The sequence below is a fragment of the Kitasatospora sp. NBC_01560 genome (genome assembly GCF_045208415.1).
Taxonomy (GTDB): Bacteria; Actinomycetota; Actinomycetes; order Streptomycetales; family Streptomycetaceae; genus Kitasatospora.
In genome coordinates this window covers 9,236,241-9,260,150 of sequence record NZ_CP109364.1, presented here as the reverse complement: position 1 = coordinate 9,260,150, position 23,910 = coordinate 9,236,241, and the positions used below count along the sequence as shown (strand labels likewise).

Annotated in this window: 4 protein-coding genes; all 4 read right to left on the bottom strand. The window is 76.2% G+C overall.

The annotated features are described in order from the left end of the window. Positions 1–68: 68 nt before the first annotated feature. Positions 69–9,848: an amino acid adenylation domain-containing protein gene (locus tag OH807_RS39450; RefSeq protein ID WP_406209737.1), complete on the bottom strand. Its 9,780-nt coding sequence runs from the start codon at positions 9,846–9,848 to the stop codon at positions 69–71. Further along, entirely contained in the window at positions 9,845–22,294 is a 12,450-nt protein-coding gene (locus OH807_RS39445; RefSeq protein ID WP_406209734.1) for an amino acid adenylation domain-containing protein, read from the bottom strand. Before OH807_RS39445 ends, OH807_RS39450 begins: the two co-directional genes overlap by 4 nt. A 126-nt stretch (positions 22,295–22,420) precedes the next feature. Continuing rightward, entirely contained in the window at positions 22,421–23,416 is a 996-nt protein-coding gene (locus tag OH807_RS39440) for an ABC transporter substrate-binding protein (protein WP_406209731.1), read from the bottom strand. A gap of 170 nt (positions 23,417–23,586) precedes the next feature. Further along, a complete protein-coding gene (locus OH807_RS39435; RefSeq protein WP_406209729.1) occupies positions 23,587–23,844 on the bottom strand; it encodes a phosphopantetheine-binding protein in 258 nt (85 codons plus the stop codon). Positions 23,845–23,910 lie beyond the last annotated feature (66 nt).

The following is a 23,910-nucleotide window of genomic DNA, read 5'->3' as shown; positions in this document are numbered from 1 at the left end:
GGGGCGGATTCGTGGGACTGGTTCGTGAGGGGGCTGCCCGGTCCGGCGGCGGCCGGACCGGGCAGCGGTCAGGCGGAGCAGCCGGTGCCGTCGCCCGGCTCCGTGCCGAGGGCGTGGTCGACCAGACGGTCCACCAGGAAGTCGGCGAGGGCGGCGACGGTCGGCCTGGTGAGCAGGTCGGCCAGGCAGATGTCGCCCTCGAACTCGGTGCGCAGCCGCTGGAGCAGCGACATGGCGAGCAGCGAGTGGCCACCGAGGTCGAAGAAGTTCTCGTCGATGCCGAGCGAGGGCAGGCCCAGCACCTGGACGAAAGCCGAGTGCACCGCCTTCTCGCTCGGGTACCGGGGCTCGCGCTGCGGGCCGGTCGACGTGTAGTCCTCGGCGCCGGGCTCGGGCAGAGCCTTGCGGTCGAGCTTGCCGTTGACGGTCAGCGGCAGCGCGTCGAGGACGACGAACGCCGACGGGACCATGTACTCGGGCAGCCGGGACGCCAGCATACGCCGGATCCCGGAGACCTCGATAAGGGTACCCTCACTCGGCACCAGGTAGGCAGCCAGGCGCTTGATGCCGGGGGTGTCCTCACGGACCACCACGGCCGCCTGGGCGACGTCCTCGTGGGCCGCGACGGCGTCCTCGATCTCGCCGGGCTCGACCCGGTAGCCGCGGATCTTCACCTGGTCGTCGGCCCGGCCGAGGAAGTCCAGCAGGCCTCCCCCAGCCTCCGGCCGGGGGGACCCCCAAGCCCGCCACCGGACGACGTCGCCGGTGCGGTACATCCGCGCGCCGGGCTCGCCGAACGGGTCCGCGACGAACCGCTCCGCCGTCAGACCGGGGCGGTTCAGGTAGCCGCGGGCCAGGCCCACGCCGGAGACGTACAGCTCACCGGGCACGCCGACCGGCACCGGCCGCAGGTGGCCGTCCAGCACGTGCGCGACGGTGTTCCAGATCGGCCGCCCGACCGTCGCGGTGGCGGAGTCGGTCGTGCCGCCGCCGAGCGTGTTGATGGTGTACTCGGTGGGCCCGTAGAGGTTGTAGCCCATCACCCCGGGGGTGTCGCGCAGCTTCGACCAGAGGGTCTCGGCCACCGCCTCGCCGCCGAGCAGCACCAGCACCGGGCGGTGCCGGCCCTCGTCCAGCAGCCCCCGGTCGACGAGCGCCTGGGCGTAGGACGGCGTGACGTTGATGACGTCCACGGCGTGCTCGGCGCAGTAGGCCGCGAGGGCCTCCGCGTCACGGCGCAGCGCCTCGTCCAGAACGTGCACCTCGTGGCCCTCGACGAGCCAGAGCAGCTCCTCCCAGGACATGTCGAAGGAGAACGAGACGGTGTGCGCGATCCGCAGGCGCCGGCCGCCGGCCGAGGCCACCACCGGGTCGAAGATCTCCTGCCGGTGGTTCAGCTGCATGTTGGTCAGTCCGCGGTAGGGCGTGACGACGCCCTTCGGCCGGCCGGTCGAGCCCGAGGTGAAGATCACGTACGCGGCCGCGTCCAGGTCGACGGTCAGGCCGAGCGGGGTGGCGGGCAGGGCGGCGAGCTCGGCCTCGATCTGCGGGGAGTCCAGCAGCAGGCGCTCGACGCCGGGGGCCTCGGGCATCCGGCCCGCGGCGGCGGTGCTGGTCACCAGGCAGACCGGGGCGGTGTCCTCGACCATGAAGGCCAGCCGGTCCACCGGGTAGTCCAGCTCCAACGGCAGGTACGCCGCACCGGCCCGCAGCACCGCGAACAGCGCGGCCACCATCTCCAGCGAACGCGGCAGCCCCAGCGCCACCACCTTCTCCGGCCCCGCACCACGCGCCACGAACAACCGCGCCAGCCGGTTCACCCGGGCGTCCAGCTCCGCGTACGTCCACGACGCGGCACCGAACACCAGCGCCACCTCGTCCGGCACCGCCGCCGCACGCTCCGCCAGCAGATCCGCCACCGACGCCGCCGGCAGCTCACGGCCCGTCGCCGCCCACTCCCCCAACAGCCCCCGCTCACCCGACGTCAGCACGTCCAGGGAGCCGATGCGGCGCTGCGGGTCGGCGCCGACCTGTTCGAGGACGGCGAGCAGCCGCTCGACCAGGGCCTCGGCGGTGCCGCGCTCGTAGAGGTCGGTGGCGTACTCGAAGGCGATGTCGATCTCCTCCGCGGAGGAGGTCTCCTCGAAGTTGAAGTCGAGTTCGAACTTCGCGGCGCCCAGCTCGAACGGCAGGATGCGGCTCTGCAGGCCGAGCAGCCGGCCGCCCTGGCCGTCGTTGTGCTGGTAGCCGAGCATCACCTGGAAGAGCGGGTGGCGGCCGGGCACGCGCGGCGGGTTGACGGCCTCGACCAGCCGGTCGAAGGGCAGGTCCTGGTGGGCGAAGGCGGCCAGGTCGGTGTCCCGGGTGCGGACGAGCAGGTCCGCGAAGGTCGGGTCGCCGGAGAGGTCGTTGCGCAGCACCAGGGTGTTGACGAAGAACCCGACCAGGGCGTCCAGCCCGCCGTCGGAGCGGCCGGCGACCGGCGCGCCGAGCGGGATGTCGGTGCCGGCACCGAGGCGGTGCAGCAGGGTCGCGACGGCGGCCTGGAGCACCATGAAGGTGGTGGTGCCGGTCGCCCGCGCGACCTCCCGGAGCCCGCGGTAGACGGCCGGCGGCACCTGGGCGTGCACGGTGTCGCCGCGGTAGCCGGCCACCGGCCGGCGCGGGTGGTCGGTGGGCAGCGGCAGTTCCTCGGGGAGGCCGGCCAGCGCCTGCTGCCAGTGCGCGACCTGGCGGGAGTGCAGGCTCTGCGGGTCGTCGGCGGAGCCGAGCAGCTCCTGCTGCCAGAGCGTGTAGTCGGCGTACTGGACGGGCAGCGGCGACCAGGCCGGGGCCGCACCGGCGGTGTGCGCGGTGTAGGCCGCCGTCAGGTCGTCGATGAACGGCAGCATCGACCACTCGTCACCGGCGATGTGGTGGAAGAGCAGCACGACCGCGTGGTCGTCGGGGGCGATCTCCAGCAGGGTGACGCGCAGCGGCAGTTCGGCGGAGAGGTCGAAGCCGTACCGGACGGCCGCCTCGACGTCGGCGGCCAGGGTCTGCTCGCCGGAGCGGACGACGTGGACGGCGTCCGCGGCGGCGGGTGCGTCCAGGACGGTCTGGAAGACCGAGCCGTCGCGCTCGGTGAAGACGGTGCGCAGGCTCTCGTGGCGGTCCGTCACGGCGCGGACGGCGGCGCGCAGGGCGTCGGTGTCGAGCGCTCCGGTGACCCGGACGACCAGCGGCACGTTGTAGGTGGCGCCGGAGTCGTCGAGGTTCTGCAGGAACCACATCCGGCGCTGGGCGTGCGAGAGCGGGAGGTCCTGCGGCCGCTCGCGGCGGCCGAGGGCCGGCCGGCGCTCGCCGTCGTCGCCGGTGCGGTGGGCAAGGCCCGCCGGGGTCGGCGCCTCGAAGAGGTCGCGGACGGTCAGCCGGCCGCCCAGCAGGGTGCGGACGCGGGTGACCAGGCGGGTGGCGAGCAGCGAGTGGCCGCCGAGGTCGAAGAAGTGGTCCTCGGGGCCGACCTCGGTGAGGCCGAGCACCTCGGCGAAGGCGCCGCAGAGGATCTCCTCGCGGGCGTCGCGCGGGGCGCGGCCGGCGGTGCTGACGTCCGGGGCGGGCAGCGCCTTGCGGTCGAGCTTGCCGTTGACGGTCAGCGGCAGCGCGTCGAGGACGACGAACGCCGACGGGACCATGTACTCGGGCAGGCGCCGGGCGAGGGAGTTGCGCACCTCGGCGACGTCGATGCCGGCGCCGGCCGGGACGAGGTAGGCGGCCAGGCGCTTGATGCCGGGGGTGTCCTCACGGACCACCACGGCCGCCTGGGCGACGTCCTCGTGGGCCGCGACGGCGTCCTCGATCTCGCCGGGCTCGACCCGGTAGCCGCGGATCTTCACCTGGTCGTCGGCCCGGCCGAGGAAGTCCAGCAGGCCTCCCCCAGCCTCCGGCCGGGGGGACCCCCAAGCCCGCCACCGGACGACGTCGCCGGTGCGGTACATCCGCGCGCCGGGCTCGCCGAACGGGTCCGCGACGAACCGCTCCGCCGTCAGGCCGGGGCGGTTCAGGTAGCCGCGGGCCAGGCCCACGCCCGAGACGTACAGCTCACCGGGCACGCCGACCGGCACCGGCCGCAGGTGGCCGTCCAGCACGTGCGCGACGGTGTTCCAGATCGGCCGCCCGACCGTCGCGGTGGCGGAGTCGGTCGTGCCGCCGCCGAGCGTGTTGATGGTGTACTCGGTGGGCCCGTAGAGGTTGTAGCCCATCACCCCGGGGGTGTCGCGCAGCTTCGACCAGAGGGTCTCGGCCACCGCCTCGCCGCCGAGCAGCACCAGCACCGGGCGGTGCCGGCCCTCGTCCAGCAGCCCCCGGTCGACGAGCGCCTGGGCGTAGGACGGCGTGACGTTGATGACGTCCACGGCGTGCTCGGCGCAGTAGGCCGCGAGGGCCTCCGCGTCACGGCGCAGCGCCTCGTCCAGGACGTGCACCTCGTGGCCCTCGACGAGCCAGAGCAGCTCCTCCCAGGACATGTCGAAGGAGAACGAGACGGTGTGCGCGATCCGCAGGCGCCGGCCGCCGGCCGAGGCCACCACCGGGTCGAAGATCTCCTGCCGGTGGTTCAGCTGCATGTTGGTCAGTCCGCGGTAGGGCGTGACGACGCCCTTCGGCCGGCCGGTCGAGCCCGAGGTGAAGATCACGTACGCGGCCGCCGCGGGGTCGTACTCGGCCCGGTAGGGCTCGGCCGGCAGCGCGGCGAGCTCGGCGTGGACGCCGTCGTCGTCGAGCAGCACGGTGTTGGCGTGGGCCGGCATCAGCGCGGCCGCCGTCGAGTCCGTGACCAGGCAGACCGGGGCGGTGTCCTCGACCATGAAGGCCAGCCGGTCCACCGGGTAGTCCAGCTCCAACGGCAGGTACGCCGCACCGGCCCGCAGCACCGCGAACAGCGCGGCCACCATCTCCAGCGAACGCGGCAGCCCCAGCGCCACCACCTTCTCCGGCCCCGCACCACGCGCCACGAACAACCGCGCCAGCCGGTTCACCCGGGCATCCAGCTCCGCGTACGTCCACGACGCGGCACCGAACACCAGCGCCACCTCGTCCGGCACCGCCGCCGCACGCTCCGCCAGCAGATCCGCCACCGACGCCGCCGGCAGCTCACGGCCCGTCGCCGCCCACTCCCCCAACAGCCCCCGCTCACCCGACGTCAGCATGTCCAGGGAGCGGACGGGGCGGTCCGGGTGGTCGACGATCTGCCCGAGCAGGGCGACCAGGCGCTCGGCGTGCTCCTCGACGACGGAGCGCTCGAACACGTCCGGGCGGAACTTCCACTCGAAGGAGAGCGCCTCGCCGGGGTTGGTGATGAAGATCAGCGGGAAGTGCGTGGCGTCCACGTCGACGACGTCCTGGACGCCCAGCCCCTCCCGGATGCGGTCGCGCACACCCTGGTCGGCGGGCGTGTTGCGGAGCACCTGGAGGGTGTCGAAGAGCCGGCCGAAGCCGGTGCCGCGCTGGATCTCGCCGAGGCCGGTCTGGTGGTGCGCCAGCAGCGCCGTCTGCTCCGCCTGGAGGCGGCTGAGGAAGGCGGCGACGCTCTCCGCGCCGTCGAGCCGGGCCCGGACGGGCACGGTGTTGAGGAACATGCCGATGGTGGCGTCGATCCCGGCCAGCTCGGCCGGGCGGCCGGAGACGGTCGCGCCGAACACCACGTCCTCGCGGGCGGTCAGGCCGGACAGCAGCAGGCCCCAGGCGCCGGAGAGCACGGTGTTGAGGGTCAGGCCGCGCTCGCGGGCGAAGGCGGCCAGCCGGCCGGTCAGCTCGGCGGAGACCGCCGCGGTGACCTCCTGCGGCAGCAGGGCGGCCCGCTCGCGGGCCTGCGGCGCCAGCAGGGTCGGCTCGGCCAGGCCCTCCAGCGACCGGCGCCAGGCCTCCTTGCCCTGCTCGGCGTCCTGGGCACCCAGCCAGCGCAGGAAGTCCCGGTAGGGCAGGCCGAGCTCGGGGGCCGGCTGCCCGGCGCAGTGGGCCAACAGCTCCTGGAGGAACAGGCCGGCCGACCAGCCGTCCCAGAGCAGGGCGTGGTTGGTGATCAGGATCCGCTGCCCGCCGTCGGGGGCGAGCACCGACACCAGGCGCAGCAGCGGCGGGGCGGTCAGGTCGAAGCGGGTGGCGGCCTCGCGCTCGGTCAGCCGGCGCAGCTCCGCCTCGAACTCCCCGGCGGTGAGCGCGGAGAGGTCGGTCTCGGTGAGCGGCACGTCCACGGCGCGCGGGACGAACTGCACCGGGCGGCCGGGGCCGTCCTGGAGGAAGCCGGCCCGCAGGTTGGGGTGGCGCTCCAGGACGGCGGCGACGGCGGCGCGCAGGACGTCCAGCGGCACCCGGCGGGTCAGCGTGACGACGTCGCGGGAGGTGTAGACGTCCAGGGCCTGGTCGTCGTAGCCGGCCTCGAAGAGCAGGCCCTCCTGGAGCGGGGAGACCGGCCAGATCTCCTCGATCTCCAGCTTGGGCGCGACGGCCCGGACGGCGGCGTGCTCGGCCCCGGTGGCGGCGGGCAGGTCGGGCAGTTCCGGGGCCCGGCCGACGGCGTCGCGCGCGTCGGCGAGGGCGGCCAGGGCGGCGGGGGTGCGGACCTCGAAGACGTCACGCGGGCTGAGCGAGAGGCCCTCGGCGCGGGCGGCGCCGATCAGGCGGATGGAGGAGATGCTGTCGCCGCCGAGGCGGAAGAAGTCGTCCTCGGCGCCGGTCTCCGGCAGGCCCAGGACCTCGGCGTACAGCTCGCAGAGCAGCTGCTCGGTCTCGGTCTCGGCGGCGCGGCCGGCCGAGACGCCGGTGTAGTCGAGGGCGTCGTCGGGCAGGGCGCCGCGGTCGAGCTTGCCGTTGACGTTCAGCGGCAGCGCGTCGAGCACGGCGAACGCGGAGGGGACCATGTACGCGGGCAGCCGGGCCGCGACGGCCTCGTGCAGGGCGGCGGTGTCCAGCACGGCGCCGGCGGCGGGCACCACGTAGGCGACCACGCGGTCCACCGCGCCGGAGCGCACCAGCACCGCGCCGTGGGCGACGCCGGGCTGCTCGGCGAGGACGGCCTCGATCTCGCCCAGCTCGATCCGGTAGCCGCGGATCTTGATCTGCTCGTCGACCCGGCCGAGGTAGTCGATGGTGCCGTCGGGGCGGCGGCGCACGAGGTCCCCGGTGCGGTACATCCGGGTGCCGGCGGCGCCGTGCGGGTCGGCGACGAAGCGCTCGGCGGTCAGGCCGGGGCGGTCGAGGTAGCCGCGGGCCAGCTGCACGCCGGCCAGGTACAGCTCGCCGGGGGATCCGGCCGGCGCGTGCCGCAGCAGCGCGTCGAGGACGTAGGCGCGGCCGCCGGCCAGCGGGCGGCCGACGCTCGGGGTCTCGCTGTCGGCGAGGTCGGCGAGCAGCGCGTCGACGGTGAACTCGGTCGGGCCGTAGTAGTTGAGGACGGTCACGCCGGGCTCGGCCCGCAGCGCGGCCCAGAGCGGCTCGGGCAGGGCCTCGCCGCCGAGCAGCAGGACCGGCGGGCGGTGCTCGCCGGTCAGGAGGCCGGAGTCGAGCAGCTGCCGGGCGTAGCTGGGGGTGACGTCCAGGGCGTGGATGCGCTGCTCGCGGGTGTAGCCGACGACGGCCTCCGCGTCGCGCCGGTCGGCCTCGCCGAGGATGTGCAGCTCGTGCCCGCCGATCAGCCAGATCAGCTGCTCCCACGAGGAGTCGAAGGAGAACGAGGCGGTGTGCAGGGCGCGCAGGCGGCGCAGCCCGGCGGCGTCGAGGGCCTCGGCGAAGGCGCCGGCGAGGTGGTCGTGGGCCAGGTTGGCGAGGCCCTCGTGGGTGATGACGACGCCCTTGGGGCGGCCGGTGGAGCCGGAGGTGTGGATGATGTACGCGGCCTGGCCCGGGTGGACGGGGCCGCCGCGCTCGGCGTCGGTGAGCGGGCCGTCGGCGAGGGCGGCGAGCGCGGCCCGGGTGTCCGCCGCGTCGAGCAGCAGGACGGTGGCGCCGGGCAGCCCGGGGAGCCGGGGGGCGACCGCGGAGGTGGTCAGGACGACGGCGGGGCGGGCGTCGTCGAGCAGCAGGGCGAGCCGCTCGTCCGGGTGGTCGAGGTCGAGCGGCAGGTAGGCGGCGCCGGCCCGCAGCACGGCGAGGACGGCGCCGACGGTGTCGGTGGAGCGGGGCAGCGCGATGGCCACCCGGGCGTCGGGGCCGAGGCCCTGGCGGAGCAGCAGGCGGGCCAGCCGGTCGGCGGCCGCGTCCAGCTCGGCGAAGGTCTCCGCGGTGGGCGTGCCGGCCAGCGAGGGGCCGACCAGCGCGCGGGCGGCGGGCGTGCGGCGGGCCTGGGCGGCGAAGAGGTCGGCGACGGTGCCGGCCGGCACCTCGTGGTCCGGGCCCGCGAGGGTGGCGGGCAGGGCGGCGCGCTCGGCCGGGGCGAGCAGGTCGAGCCGGGCCAGCGGGAGGTCGGGGTCGGCGGCGAAGGCCGCCAGCAGGGCGACGAACCGGTCGGCGATCCGCTCGGCCTCGGCGGCGCCGAAGACGTCCGGCCGGTACTCCAGCTCGACGCGCAGCTCGGCGCCGGGCAGCACGGTGAGGCCGAGCGGGTAGTGGGTGGCGTCGCGGGCGCCGAGCGCGGTGACGGCGAGGCCGGCGGTGCCGCCGAGGGCCTCGCGCAGCGCGTCGCCGCCGCCCTGGTAGTTCTCCACCACCAGCAGGGTGTCGAACAGGCTGCCGTCGACGGCGCTCTGCCGCTGGATCGCGCCGAGCCCGAGGTGCTGGTGCGCCATCAGGGCGGCCTGCTCGTGCTGCACCTGGGCGGCGGCGCCGGCCAGGGTGGCCCCGGCGGCGGGGCGCACCCGTACCGGCACGGTGTTGATGAAGAGGCCGACCATCGTCTCGGCGCCCGGCAGGTCGTCGGGGCGGCCGGAGACGGTGGTGCCGAACACCACGTCGGTGGTGCCGGTGAGGGAGCCGACCAGGACGCCCCAGAGCGTGTGGGCGACGTTGCCGAGGGTCAGGCCGCGGCCGCGGGCGGCGGCGGCGAGGCGCTCCGAGAGGGCGGCGTCGGCGTACCGGGTGATCAGGCCCGGCTCGACGGCGGTGGCGGTGTCGGCGCCGGGCGCCACCGGGTGGGCCTGCTCGAAGCCGGCCAGCGCCTCGCCCCAGGCGGCCTCGGCGGCGGCGGTGTCCCGGGTGGCGAGCAGCGCGAGGTGATCCTTGTAGGGGCGGACGGGCGGGAGCGCGGAGACGTCCCCCGCGGCGCCGTACAGGGCCATCAGCTCGCGGAAGACGATCGGCATGGACCAACCGTCGAGCAGCAGGTGGTGGCAGGTCAGGACGAGCCGCGAGCGGTCCTCGCCCAGGCGCAGCAGGGCGAGGCGCAGCAGCGGCGGGGCGTCGAGGTCGAAGCGGCGGTGCCAGTCCTCGTCCATGGCGGCGCGCACGGCCGCGTCCTGGGCCTCGCCGGTGAGCGCGGTGAGGTCGGCCTCGCGCAGCGGGGTGCCGACGCTGCGCTGGACGAACTGGACGACGGCCTCCGGGTCCTCGTACCAGAAGCCGGCCCGCAGGTTGGCGTGGCGGGTGAGCAGGGCGTCGAGGGCGGCGGCCAGCCGCGGCGTGGCGACGGCGCCGGCCAGGTCGAGGTGGGCCTGCACGACGTAGACGTCGCGGGCGCCGTCGTCGTAGAGGGCGTGGAAGAGCAGGCCTTCCTGGAGCGAGGAGAGCGGGTAGACGTCTTCCAGGTCCGATGCGGCCGCGCCCTCGGCCTGGGGGTCGTCGATCGGTGCGGTGGAGTCGTTCATCACGGTCTTCTCGGTCCTGGGGGTGGTGGGGACGTGGTGGTCGGTCGGGTCGGGTCGGGAGGCGGCGGCGCTCATCGGCGGCGCCGTCCGCGCAGCCGGGACTCCAGCCGGTCGATCTGTGCCTGCTTCAGCGAGACGAGGCTGAGGTCGGAGGGGGTGACCCCGCCCGCCCCGCCGTCGGCGGTGTGCCGGGCGAGGGCGTCCAGGGCGGCGAACCAGGCGTCGGCGAGGGCCGCCACCTCGGCCTCGGTGAGCAGGGCCTGCGGCCAGCTCCACTCGACGGCCAGCTCGGGCCGGCCGTCCGCGCCGGCCCGGACGACGGCGTCGATCTCCAGCGGGTAGCCGGCGGCCATCCGCGGGTCGGGGCCGGCGCCGGCGGCGACGGCGTCCCGCTCGGGCTGCGGGGCGAGCGGCCAGCCGCCGAGCGCCCCGGTCGCGCCGTCGGCACGCCCCCGGTAGTTGAACAGCACCTGCGAGCGCGGCGCGGCGGCGAGCAGCGCGGCGGTCTGCGGGTTGAGGTGGCGCAGCAGGCCGAAGCCGAGGCCCTTGTCGGGGGCGGCCCGCAGCTGCTCCTTGACCTGCTTGAGGACCTGCCCGGCGGCCGGGCCGCCGGCGAGCGCGGCGGCGGGGTCGATCCCGGCGAGGTCGAGGCGGACGGGGTGGACGGTGGTGAACCAGCCGACGGTGCCGGCGAGGTCGGGGGTGAGGCCGGGGTGGCCGCCGCGGCCGTGCCCCTCCAGGTCGACCTGCACGGCCGGGGCGCTGCCCGGGCGGGCGGTGGCCGCGCCGAGCACCAGGCCGGCCAGCAGGACGTCGTCCACGCCGGCGCCGAAGGCCTCGGGCAGCTCGGTGAGCAGCGGGGCGGTGCGGTCGGCCGGCAGGGTGCGGCGCAGCGTGCGCACGGTGGCGACGGTGTCGCGCTCCGGGTCGGCGGCGAGCGCGGCGAGCGGCCCGGCGGGCCCGGCCAGCGCGGTGCGCCAGTGCGCGGCCTCGGCGACCCGGGTGCGTTCCTGGGCGTGCGTCAGCAGGTGCTCGGACCACGCGCGCAGCCCGTACGCCTCGGGCTCCGGGGAGCGGCCCTCGTACGCGGCGGCGAGGCCGGGCAGCAGGGTGCGCCAGGAGACGCCGTCCACCGCGAGGTGGTGCACGGTCAGCAGCAGGCGGCCGTCCCGGTCGTCGCCGGCGTCGAACCAGACGGCGCGCAGCACCCGGCCGGCGGCGGGGTCGAGGGCGGCAGCGCTCGCGTCGGCCTCCCGGGTGAGCAGGGCGGTGAGGTCGCCGTCGCGGGCGTCGACCCGGCGCAGCGTGTCGGCCTCGGTGGTGGCGGGGGCCTGCGCGACCGGCAGGATCTGCTGGGTCCAGAGGCCGTCGGTGCGGTCGAGGCGCAGCCGCAGCGCCGGGTGGTGGGCGGCCAGCGCGGCCAGGGCGGCCCGCAGCGGCTCCTCCCGCAGGCCGGCCGGGACGGTGAGCAGCACCGACTGGTTGAACCGGTCGACGGGGCCGCCGCGTTCGCGCAGCCAGTGGACGACCGGCAGGGCGGGCAGTTCGCCGTCGGCCGGGCGGGCCGCGGCGGCGGCCGGGGCGGCGGGGCCGGTGGTGACGGCGTGCCCCTTGGCCGCGGCCAGGGCGGCCGGGGTGGGGTGCTGGAAGACGTCCTTGGCGGCGAGGTCGAAGCCGGCCTTGCGGGCGCGGCTGATCAGCTGGATCGAGACGATGCTGTCCCCGCCGAGGGCGAAGAAGTTCTCGTCCTCGCCGACCTCGGCCAGGCCGAGCACGTCGGCGAAGACCCGGGCGAGCGCACCGGCCGCGGACCGGCCGCCGCCGGTGGGCAGCGCCTGCTCGGCGCGGCGGCCGGGGGCCGGCAGGGCCTTGCGGTCGAGCTTGCCGTTGACGCTCAGCGGCAGCGCGTCCAGCACGGTGACGGTCACCGGCACCATGTGCTCGGGCAGCACGGTGGCGACGGCCGCGCGGACGGCGTCGCCGCCCACGCTCGCGCCGGCCTGCGGGACGACGTAGCCGAGCAGTTGGCGCGCCCCGCCCTCGGTGAGGGCACGGGCGGTGACGGCGGCCTGGCCGACGCCGGGGACGGCGGCGAGCGCGGACTCGATCTCGCCGAGCTCGATCCGGAAGCCGCGGACCTTGACCTGGTCGTCGGTGCGGCCGAGGTACTCGACCTCGCCGTCGATGCGGCGGCGCACCAAGTCCCCGGTGCGGTACATCCGCTCGCCCTGCGCGAACGGGTCGGCGACGAAGCGGCCCGCGGTCAGGCCGGGGCGGCCGAGGTAGCCGCGGGCCAGCTGGACGCCGGCCAGGTAGAGCTCACCGGGCACGCCGACCGGGGCGGGGCGCAGCGCGGCGTCCAGCACGTACAGGCGGGTGTTCCAGACCGGGCGGCCGATCGGGACGACGCCGGAGCCGGCCCACGCCCGGTGGTAGGTGACGTCCACGGCGGCCTCGGTCGGGCCGTACAGGTTGTGCAGCTCGATCTGCGGCCAGAGGGCGAGGAAGCGGTCCACCGCGGCGGCGGGCAGGGCCTCGCCGGAGCAGTAGACCCGGGAGACGCCGGCGAAGGCCGTGCGCAGGGTGTCGTCCTGCTCGGCCGCGCCGGTGAAGGCGGTCAGCATGGAGGGCACGAAGTGGCAGGCGGTGACGGACTCGCGGGCGGCCAGCGCGGCCAGGTACTCGGGTTCGCGGTGGCCGCCGGGGCGGGCCAGCACCACCCGGGCGCCGGTGACCAGCGGGAGGAAGAACTCCCAGACCGACACGTCGAAGCTGGCCGGGGTCTTCTGCAGGATGCGGTCGGCGGCGGTGATGCCGTAGACCTCGCGCATCCAGTCGAGCCGGTTGACGATCGCCCGGTGGGTGACCACAACGCCCTTGGGGCGGCCGGTGGAGCCGGAGGTGAAGATGACGTACGCGGCGTGGTCGGGGCCGGGCGCGGCGGGGGTGACGGGCGCCGGTGCCTCGGCGTCGACGGTGAGCACCGGCGCGCCCGGGACGGCGGGCAGGCCGGGCAGGCCGCCTTCCGGGCCGGGGGCGGTGAGCACGCACACCGGGGCGGCGTCCTCGACCATGGCGGTGAGGCGCTCGGCCGGGTACTCGGTGTCCAGCGGCAGGTAGGCGGCGCCGGACTTGAGCACGGCCAGCAGCGCGACCATGAGCTCGGCGGAGCGCGGGACGGCCACGGCGACGATCCGGTCGGGGCCGGCGCCGGCGGCGGTCAGTGCCCCGGCGAGTCGGGCGGCGCGCCCGTCCAGCTCGCGGTAGGTCAGCGCGGTGCCCTCGAAGACCACCGCGACGGCGTCGGGGGTGGCGGCGGTGCGCTCGGCGATCCGGTCGAGCAGGGTGCCCTCGCGCACGGTGATGGCGGTGGCGTTCCACTCCCCCGCGAGGCCGCGCCGCTCCTGGGCGGCGGTCGGCTCGATCCGGGCGACCGGCCGGCCGGGGGCGGCGAAGGCCTGCTCCATGACGCGCAGCAGCCGGGCGCCGAACAGCCGCGCGGTGGCGCGGTCGAACAGGTCGTCGGCGTGGATGACCGTCAGGTCGGTGCGGCTCCCGTCGGCGGACTCCACGAACGTGAAGGCCAGGTCGAAGCGGGCCGCGTGCACCGGGTCGGGCAGCAGGGCCGTCCGGGCGCCGAGCAGCCGGTCGAGGCCGCCGGCCTCCCGGCGGTGCTGGACCATCACCTGGAACAGCGGGTGGCGGCCGAGCGAGCGCTCGGGGTTGACGATCTCCACCAGCCGGTCGAAGGGCAGGTCCTGGTGGGCGAGGGCGCCGAGCACCGTCTCCCGGGAGCGGGTGACCAGTTCGTCGAAGCTCGGGTCGCCGGCCAGGTCGTGGCGGAGCACCAGGGTGTTGACGAAGAAGCCGACCACGGACTCCAGCACCTCGTCGCTGCGGCCCGCGACGGGCGTGCCGAGCGCGACGTCGGCGGTGCCGGCCAGCTTGCCCAGCAGCAGCGCCGCGGCGGCCTGGGTGACCATGAACGGGGTGGCGCCGGTGCGCCGCGCGTAGTCGCGCAGGGCGGCGTGCAGGTCGTCCGGCAGGCGCAGCCGCACCGCGCCGCCGCGGCCGCTCGCCTCGGCCGGGCGGGCCCGGTCGGTGGGCAGGGTCAGCTCGGCGGGCAGGGCCGCCAGCCGCTCCGTCCAGTAGCGGGCCTGGTCGGCCGCCGGGCCCTGCTCCGCGGCCAGCAGCTCGCCCTGCCACAGCGCGTGGTCGGCGTACTGCAGGGGCAGCGGCGGGAACTGCGGGGCGGCGCCGGCCCGGCGGGCGGCGTAGGCGAGGTCGAGGTCGCGCAGCAGGACGCCCTCGGACCACTCGTCACCCGCGATGTGGTGCAGCGCGATGCAGAGCACGTGCCGGGCGGGGCCGGCGCTCAGCAGGGTGGCCCGGACGGGGATCTCGGTGGCCAGGTCGAAGGCGTACGCGCCGGCGGCGGCGACCTCGGTGTCCAGCCGGAGCCCGGTGACCTCGGCCGCGGTGAACGGCACACCGGCGGCCTGCGGGTCGAGGATGCGCTGGTACGGCCGGCCCTCGTGGTCGGGGAAGACGGTGCGCAGCGCCTCGTGGCGGGCGAGGACGTCGGCGAAGGCGGCGCGCAGCGCGTCCGCGTCCAGTGCACCGTCGATCCGCAGCGCGCACGGGATGGTGTACGCGGTGCTCGGGCCCTGGAGGCGGTGGAGGAACCAGAGCCGGGCCTGCGCGGCGGAGAGCGGGATCCGCTCGGGGCGCGGGCGGGCGGCCGGGGCGGTGCGGCCGGTGGCCGCGCCGTCGAGGCGGGCGGCGAAGGCGGCGGGGGTGCGGGTCTCGAACAGGTCGCGGACGGCGACCTCGGTGCCGAGCGCGGCGCGCAGCCGGCCGACCACCCGGGTGGCGAGCAGCGAGTGGCCGCCGAGCGCGAAGAAGTCGTCGTCGATGCCGGCCGCGGGCAGGCCGAGCACGTCGGCGTAGACGCCGCAGATCACGGCCTCCCGCTCGGTGCGCGGGGCCCGCCCGGCCGGGGCGGCGAAGGCGTCGGCGCCGGGCTCCGGCAGGGCCTGCCGGTCGAGCTTGCCGTTGACGTTCAGCGGCAGCACGGGCAGCGCCACGATCGCGGCGGGGACCATGTACTCGGGCAGCTCCCCGGCGAGCGCGGTGCGCAGGGCGGCGGGGTCGGCGACGGCCCCGGGGGCGGCGACGACGTAGCCGACCAGCCGCTTGACGCCGCCGGCGGATGCGCGGGCCAGGACGGCCGCCCCGGCGATGCCGGGCTGGGCCGCGAGGGCGGCCTCGACCTCGCCGGGCTCGACCCGGAAGCCGCGGATCTTCACCTGGTCGTCGTCGCGGCCCAGGTAGTCCAGACTGCCGTCGGGGCGGTGGCGGACGACGTCGCCGGTGCGGTACATCCGCTCGCCGGGGGCGCCGAACGGGTCGGCGACGAAGCGGCTCGCGGTGAGCGCCGGGCGGTTGCCGTAGCCGCGGGCCAGGCCCGGGCCGGCGATGTACAGCTCGCCGGGGACGCCGGCCGGGACGGGGCGCAGCCGGGCGTCCAGGACGTAGGCCCGGGTGTTGCCGATCGGGCGGCCGACGAACGGCGTGGGGCTGTCGTCGAGCGCGGCGCCGAGGGTGTCGACGGTGTATTCGGTGGGGCCGTAGAAGTTGTGGCCGAGCACGCCCTCGGTCTCCCGGATGCGGGTCCACAGGGCGTCGTCGACGGCCTCGCCGCCGACCAGGAAGAGCAGCGGGCGGTGCCGCTGCGAGTCGAGCAGGCCCCACTCGACGAGCTGGCGGCCGAACGACGGGGTGACGTCGAGGGTGTCGATCCGGTCGGCGAGCAGCCGCTCGGCCAGGGCCTGCGGGTCGCGGCGCAGGTCCTCGCCGTAGACGTGCAGTTCGTGGCCGAGGATCAGCCAGAGCAGCTGCTCCCAGGAGGAGTCGAAGGAGAACGAGGCGGTGTGCGCGGCGCGCAGCCGGCGGCCGCCGGCCAGCTCCACGGCCCGGGCGAAGACGGTACTGCCGTGGTGCTCCAGCATGTTGGCCAGGCCCCGGTGCGGCACGAGCACGCCCTTGGGGCGCCCGGTGGAGCCGGAGGTGTGGATGACGTACGCGAGGTCGTCGGCGTGCGGGCGGACGGGGTCGGCGCCCAGCGTGCCGAGTTCGGCGACGGTGAGGACGCCCTTGCCGTGGGCGGCGAGCACCGGGTGGCGCTCGGCGACCTCGGGCGTGGTGAGGGTGAGCAGCGGGTCGGCGTCCTCCAGCATCAGCGCGATCCGCTCGTCCGGGTGGTCGAGGTCGATCGGCAGGTAGGCGGCGCCGGAGGCGAGGACGCCGAGCAGGGCGGCGACGAGGTCGGCCGAGCGGGGCAGCGCGAGGGCCACCACCCGGCCCGGTCCGGCGCCGAGCGCGGCGAGGTGCCGGGCGGTGCGGGTGACGCGGGCGGCGAGCTCGGCGTAGTCGAGCCGTTCGTCGCCGAAGACGACGGCGGTCTCCGCGGGCATCGCGGCCGCACGGGCGGCGAAGGCGTCGACGACGGTGCCCTCGGGGACGGCGCGCGCGGTGGCGTTCCACTCCTCCAGGACGGTCCGGCGCTCGGCCGGGGCGAGGATCTCCAGGGCTCCGACGGCGGTCCGCGGCGCGGTGGCGATGGTGGTGAGCAGCCGCAGCAGGCGCTCGCCGACGGCGCCGGCCTGCTCGGCGGTGAACACGTCGGGGCGGTACTCCACGGTCAGCTGCGGGGCCTCGCCGGGCAGGGTGAGCACGGTGAGCGGGTAGTGGGTGGCGCCGCGGTTGCCGATCCCGGCGACCCGCAGGCCGCGGGCGGTGAGGTGCTCCGGGTCGACGGGGTAGTTCTCGAAGACCAGCAGGGTGTCGAAGAGGGTGCCGTGCCCGGCCGCGGCCTGGATGTCGGCGAGGCCCAGGTACTGGTGGTCGAGCAGGGCGGACTGCTGGGCCTGGAGGCGGCCGAGCGCCTCGGCGACCGGCTCGTCCTCGCGCGGCTCGAACCGCACCGGGACGGTGTTGCTGAACAGGCCGACCATGGCCTCGACGCCGGGCAGGTCGCCGGGGCGGCCGGAGACGGTGGCGCCGAAGACAACGTCCGTGCGGCCGGTGAGGCGGCCGAGCAGGATCGCCCAGGCGCCCTGGACGAGGGTGTTGAGGGTGAGGCCGTGCTCGCGGGCGGTCGCGGTGAGGGCGGCGGACACCTCGGCCGGGATCGGCAGGTCGATCTCCCGCCCGGCGGCGGCGGGCCCGGCGGCCGGGGTGCCGAGGCTGTCGGCGAGCAGCGTCGGCGCGTCGAGGCCGGCCAGTGCCTGCTGCCAGGCGGCGGTGTCGGCGGCCGCGTCGCGGGCGGCCAGCCAGCCGAGGTGGTCGGCGTAGGGCGCGGCGGCGGGCAGCGCGGCGGCGCTGCCGTCGGCCCCGTAGGCGGTGATCAGCTCGCGCAGCAGGACGGGGGTGGACCAGCCGTCCATGACGATGTGGTGCCGGGTCAGGACGAGCCGGTGGTGGTCCCGGCCGAGCGTGACGAGGGCGCAGCGCACCAACGGCGGGCGGGCCAGGTCGAAGCGGCGGGAGGCCTCGGCGTCCTCGATCCGGGCGGTCTCGGCGGTCTGCCGGTCGGCGGGCAGCGCGCTCAGGTCGTGCTCCGTCCACGGCACCCGGACCAGGCCGGCGACGAGCTGCAGCGGCTCGGGGACGCCGGCGCCGAGGAAGCCGGCGCGCAGCGCGGAGTGCCGGTTGACGACGGCGTCGACGGCGCGGACGAGTCCGGCGCGGTCGAGCGGGCCGCGCAGGTCGAGCGAGGTGAGCGAGGTGTAGAGGTCGTCGGCGCCCCGCTCGTCCTGGAGCAGGGTGTGGAAGAGCAGGCCCTCCTGGAGCGGGGAGAGCGGCAGGACGTCCTCGGTGTCGGGGTGTTCGGCGGCCAGCTGGTCCAGGACGGCCTGGGTGACGGGGGCGAGCGGCACGTCGGAGGGGGTCAGGCCGCCGGCGTCGGGGCGGGCGGCGTACCGGGTGAGCGCGTCGAGGTGGGCGAACCAGCCCTCGGCGATCTCCCGGACGGCGTCCTCGGTGAGGATGCCCTGCGGCCAGCCGAACTGGACGGTCAGTTCGGGGCCCGCGGGGCCGTCCTGGACGAACGCGCCGATCTCCAGCGCGTGCGCGCAGGGCAGGCCCGGGTCCGCGGAGGCGGTGACGGCGTCCCCGGCCTCCGGGGCGACGCCCCACTCCTCGCCGGTGGTGGCGAAGCGGCCCAGGTAGTTGAAGAGCAGCTGCGGCTCGGCCAGGTCGGCGAGGGCGGCGGCGGACTGCGGGTCGAGCCGGCGCAGCAGGCCGTAGCCGGCGCCCGCGTGCGGCAGGGCGCGCAGCTGCTCCTTGACCAGCGCGAGGGCGCGGCCGGCGGCGGGCCCGCCGGCCAGGGCGGCCGCGGCGTCGACGCCGGTCAGGTCGAGCCGGACGGGGAACTCGCTGGTCAGCCAGCCGACGGTGCGGGCGGTGTCGGCGCCGGGGACGAGCGCGTCCTCGCGGCCGTGGCCCTCCAGCCGCAGCAGCAGGTCGGGGCGGGTGTCCTCGCCCGGCCGGGCGCGGCGCCGGGCGAGCAGGGTCAGCACGAGGCCGGTGAGCAGGACGTGGTCCACGCCGGCCCGGTGGGTGGCGGGGACGTCGGTGAGCAGCGGGGCGGTGCGCGCGGCGGGCAGGGTGAGCCGCAGGCGGCGGGTGGTGGCGGCGGTGTCCCGGCCGGCGTCGAGCGGGCGCTCGCCCAGCAGCGGTCCGCTGCCGTCCGCCAGCACGGCCTGCCACAGGGGCAGTTCGGCGCGGACGAGGTCGCCGGTGGCGGCCTCGGCGAGTCCGCGGGTCCAGGCGCGCAGCGGGGTGGGGACGCCCTCCGGGGCGCGGCCCTCGTAGGCGGCGCGCAGGTCGGGCAGCAGGATGCGCCAGGAGACGCCGTCGACGGCCAGGTGGTGGGCGGCGAGGACGAGCAGGCCCGGGGTGCGGTCACCGGCGTCGAGGTGGACGGCCTGGAGGACGACGCCGAGGCCCGGGTCGAGGCGGTCGGCGGCGGCCTCGCGCTCCAGGGCGGCGGCGGTGGCGAGCTCCTCGGCGGTCACGTCGATGTGGCGCAGTCGGTCCGCGGCGGGCGCGGCGCCGGCCGGCCGGACCTCCTGGGTCCAGCTGCCGTCCTCGGCGACGTGCAGGCGCAGGCGCAGCGCGTCGTGGTGGTCGGTCAGCGTGTCGAGCGCGGCGGCCAGGCGCTGCCGGTCGAGGCCGGCGGGGACGGTGACGACGGTGTGCTGGGCGAAGCGGGCGACCGGCCCGCCGCGCTCGCGCAGCCACTCGCTGATCGGGGTGGTGGGCAGCGGCCCGGTGGTGTCGACGGCGTGGGCGGCCGGGCCGGCGTCGGTGCGGCTGCCTTCGGCGACGGCGGCGATCCGGGCGACGGTACGGCGGTCGAAGACCACGCGCGGGGTGATCCGGAAGCCGGCGCGGCGGGCGCGGCTGCCGAGCTGGATGGCGGAGATGCTGTCCCCGCCGAGGGAGAAGAAGTTGTCGTCGACGCCGACCTCGTCGGCGGGCAGGCCGAGGACTTCGGCGACGAGCGCGGCGAGGATGTGCTCGGTCTCGGTGCGCGGCGCGCCGCCGCCGTCGCCGCGGCCGGCGGCGGGCGCGGGCAGGGCCTTGCGGTCGAGCTTGCCGTTGAGGCTCAGCGGCAGGGCGTCCAGGCCGACCAGCACGGCCGGGACCATGTGCTCGGGCAGGGTGCGGGCGAGTTCGGCGAGCAGTGCCTCCGGGTCGGCGGGCGCCGGCACGGCGTAGCCGACCAGCTGCCGGGCGCCGCCGGCGGTCAGCTCACGGGCGGTCACGGCGGCCTGGACGACGCCGGGCAGGGCCTCCAGGGCGGCCTCGATCTCGCCGAGCTCGATCCGGAAGCCGCGGACCTTGACCTGGTCGTCGGTGCGGCCGAGGTACTCGACGGTGCCGTCGGGGGCCCGGCGGACGAGGTCACCGGTGCGGTACATGCGCTCGCCCGGTGCGCCGTGCGGGTCGGCGACGAAGCGGCCGGCGGTCAGGCCGGGGCGGCCGAGGTAGCCGCGGGCCAGCTGGACGCCGGCCAGGTAGAGCTCACCGGGCACGCCGACCGGGGCGGGGCGCAGCGCGGCGTCCAGCACGTACAGGCGGGTGTTCCAGACCGGGCGGCCGATCGGGACGACGCCGGTGGCCGGGGCGGTGTGGTGGTGGGTGACGTCGACGGCGGCCTCGGTGGGGCCGTACAGGTTGTGCAGCGGCACCGCGGGGAGGGCGGCGTACCAGCGGTCGACGACGTCGCCGGGCAGGGCCTCGCCGGAGCAGAAGGCGCGGCGCAGGCCGGCGCAGCGCTCGGTGACGGTGGGCTCCTCCAGGAAGGCGCGCAGCATGGACGGTACGAAGTGCAGGGTGGTGACGTGCTGTTCGGCGATCAGCGCGGCGAGGTAGGCGGGGTCCTTGTGGCCCTCGGGGCGGGCCAGGACGACGGTGGCGCCCTCGCACAGGGCCCAGAAGAACTCCCAGACGGAGACGTCGAAGCTGGCCGGGGTCTTCTGCAGGACGCGGTCGTCGGCGCCGAGCCGGTAGGCGTGCTGCATCCAGTCGAGCCGGTTGACGATGGCGCGGTGGGTCACGACGACGCCCTTGGGGCGGCCGGTGGAGCCGGAGGTGTAGATCAGGTAGGCGGCGTGGTCGGGGCCGGGCACGGGCAGTGCGGGGGCGTCCTGGGCGGGCGCCACGGCGGCGGCCGGTCCGTCGACCAGCAGGGCGGCGGCGCGGGCAGCCTCGGGGAGCCGCTCCAGCAGCGGGCGGACGGTGACGACGCGGACGGGCGCCGCGTCCCCGACCATGTACGCGAGCCGGTCGGCCGGGTAGTCCGCGTCCAGCGGCAGGTACGCGGCGCCGGACTTGAGCACGCCGAGCAGGGCGACCATCAGCTCGACGGAGCGCGGCACGGCCACCGCGACCACCCGGTCGGGGCCGGCGCCGGCGGCCCGCAGCGCGTGGGCGAGGCCGGTGGCCCGGGCGTCGAGCTCGGCGTAGCTGAGGCTGCGGCCCTCGGCGATCACCGCGGTGGCCTCGGGGGTGGCGGCGGCGCGCTCGGCGATCCGGCTGACCAGGGTGCCTTCGCGGACCTCGCGGGCGGTGTCGTTCCACCCGTGCAGGACGTCGTGGAGCTCGGCGTCGGCGAGCAGCGGCAGGCCGGCCAGCGGCTGCTCGGGCGCTTCGGCGAGGCGGGTCAGCAGGGCGGCGAACCGGTCGGCGTGGCGGGCGAGTTCGCCCGTGCCGTAGAGCACCGGGTTGGCGTCGAACTCCAGGACGAGGCGGTCGTCCGGCGTCTTCAGGACGGAGAGCGAGAAGTCGTCGACGGGCCCGGAGGCCAGGTTGACGGTGCTGCCGGGGCTGCCCGCGAAGTCCAGGTCGAGGTCGAAGGGCTTGATGTTGAGCATCGGCCCGTGCAGGCGCCGGTCCGTGCCGACCAGGCCGAGGTCGCGCCGGATCTCCTCGCCGCGGTGGAGCTGGTGGCGGCGGACGGCCTTGAGCTCGCCGGCCGAGCGGCGCATCAGCTCGGTGAAGGAGTCCTCGCCGGTGACGGCGAGCCGGACGGGGAGGATGTTGACGGCCATCCCGGGCACCCGCAGGGTGCCGGGGGCGGTGCGGGCCATGAAGTGCATGCCGAGCACGGCGTCGGCCGTGCCGGTCATCCGGTGCAGGTAGGCCGCGAAGGCGGCGTTCGCGGCCTCGGCCCAGGTGACCCGGGCGGCCTTCGCCGCGGCGAGGACGGCGGCGGACGGCCCGGCCGGCAGCTCCACCCGGTGCCGCAGCCCGGCGGGGGCGGCCGCGGCGGTCTGCTCGGTGAGGCCCACGACCGCCGGGGCGTCGGCGAAGCGCTCCCGCCAGTAGGCACGGTCGGCCCCGGCCTGCTCGGAGGCCAGGTAGTCGCGCTCGGCCTCGGCGAGCAGGGCGGCGGGGCGGAACGGGCTGTCGGGGACGTCCGCGCCGGTGGCGAGGGCGGTGTAGACCTCGGCGACGCGGCGGCTGAACAGCGCCACGCTGTAGCCGTCCACGACCAGGTGGTGGAACCACTGGAACCACAGGTGGCTCGCCGGGCCGGTGCGCACCAGGAGGGAGCCGGTGAGGGCAGCCGCACCGGGGCCCTCCAGGACGGCGGGGACGGCCAGTTGCTCGCGGACCAGGGTGACGGCGGCGCCGAGCGGGTCGGTGGCACCGCTGGTGTCCAGCCGGGGCAGCGCCCAGGCCTCGGCGTCGAAGCCGGCGGGCACCCGGGTGGTGCGCTCCTGCGGCCCGGCGAGGCGGATGTGCAGCCCGTCGGCCTCGGTGAGGGTGCGGCGCAGCGCGGCTTCGAGCAGCTGCTCGTCGAGCTCGCCGTCGATGCGGACGTACTGGCCGACGTTGTAGGCCGGGTTGTCGGGGTCGATCCGTTGGGCGGCGAGGATGCCTGCCTGGGCTGCCGTCAGCTCCTGCGGAGCGTCCTGCTCGGCCTGCGTGGTGGTGCTGCCAGCCATGGGTCGGGCCCTTCCCGGTTTCCGCGGCCCCGCCGACGTGCCAGCCCGGGGCGCTCCTGCGCTTGGTGCGATGTGGTGGTGAGCGTCCGGGCGGCCGCGGGTGGGCGGCCGCCCGGACGTGGCGGGCTAGAGGCCCTTGAGGATGGTCTCGATCTGGTCGAGGACGTTCAGCGAGGTGCCGTACCGGTCGGAGGTGGCGTAGGTGACCGGGACGACCTTGCCGGCCTGGACGGCCTTGAGGTTCTTCCACGACGGCTGCTTGTCGAGGTCCTTGGTGTCCTGCGGGACCTCGCCGGTGGCGGCCGTCCTGGGGACGAGGATGATGTCGGCGTCGGCGAGGACGTCGAGCTTCTCGACCGAGTAGGTGGTCTCGTGCTCCTTGGTCTCCGAGGAGGCCTGGGAGAACTTGGCGCCCGCGTCGTTGAGCACGCGGCCGACCCAGGAGGTGCTGGTGTCGACCAGGAACTCGCCGCCGCCGTAGGAGGAGGCGATCGTCCACTTGACGGAGTTGAGCTTGGTCGCGTAGTCCGTCTTGATCTTCGCGGCCTTGGCGTCGTAGTCGGACTTCAGCTTCTTGAACTCCGCCTCCTTGCCGACGGCGGTGGCGATCTTCTCCTGGGCGTTCAGCAGGTCGACCGGGGTGTCGACGCCGAAGTACAGCGTGGGGGCGACGCCCTCCAGCTTCTTGACGCCCCAGTCGAAGGCGGTGGCACCCTCGACGACGATCAGGTCGGGCTTGAGCGAGGCGACCTTCTCGATGTTGATCTCGATGCCGGAGCCGATCGGCTCGATCTTCTTGGCGGCCTCGGTCTGCGAGGGCAGCAGCTCCATCGGGTTGTTGTCGTCGATGGTGCTGGTGCCGACCGGCTGCACGCCGAGGTCCAGCAGGGCGCCGGTGGCGTAGGAGATGCTGACGATGCACTTGACGCCGGCCGGCACGGTGATCTTGCCGTTGGTGGCCTCCACGACCACGGGGCCCGCCGCGGAGCCCGCCGCGGCCGAGGCCCCGGCCGAGGCGTCCTTGCTGTCGCCGTTGGAGCCGCAGGCCGCGAGGGTGAGGGCGGTGGTGGCGGCAACGGCGGCGATTCTGACGCTACGGGACGTCAGGGCGCGGGTGTTCATGGTTCTCCTTGGAGGTGATACGCGGTGCGTGCGGCGGCTCGCGGGGGTCGGCGGGCCGCCGAGGTCGGGGAGCCCGGTCCGCGGGACGCGGGCGGGTGGTGCCGGCGGGGTCGTGCGGGCCTGGTCCGGGACCGGGTCCGGGACCGGGTCCGGGACGGCTCGGGTACGGCTCAGGGACGGCTCAGGTAGGCGGACCAGGTGGTGACGGTCGGCTCGCCGAGATCGGCCAGGTCGGCGAACTCGACCCGGGCGCCGCGGGCGCGCCAGATCTCGACGAGGTGCATCAGCCGCATCGAGTCGAGGCCGACGTCCCGCAGGTTCTCGTCGTCCTCGATGTCCTCCGGACGCTCGCCGAGGAGGTCGGCGATCTCCGCCCGAATCGTGTCCGGGCCGAACCCCTGCGGGCCGGGTGCGGTGGTGGCGGTCATGGAAGAGGTCCGTTCGGTGAGGAAGGGGTGTGGTCCGGCGGGGCGGTGGTCCTGCCCGGCGGGGTT

Excerpts from the sequence above, each read along its gene's own strand:
- OH807_RS39450 (WP_406209737.1), bottom strand. The coding sequence starts at position 9,848 with ATGAGCGCCGCCGCCTCCCGACCCGACCCGACCGACCACCACGTCCCC.
- OH807_RS39445 (WP_406209734.1), bottom strand. The coding sequence starts at position 22,294 with ATGGCTGGCAGCACCACCACGCAGGCCGAGCAGGACGCTCCGCAGGAG.
- OH807_RS39440 (WP_406209731.1), bottom strand. The coding sequence starts at position 23,416 with ATGAACACCCGCGCCCTGACGTCCCGTAGCGTCAGAATCGCCGCCGTT.
- OH807_RS39435 (WP_406209729.1), bottom strand. The coding sequence starts at position 23,844 with ATGACCGCCACCACCGCACCCGGCCCGCAGGGGTTCGGCCCGGACACG.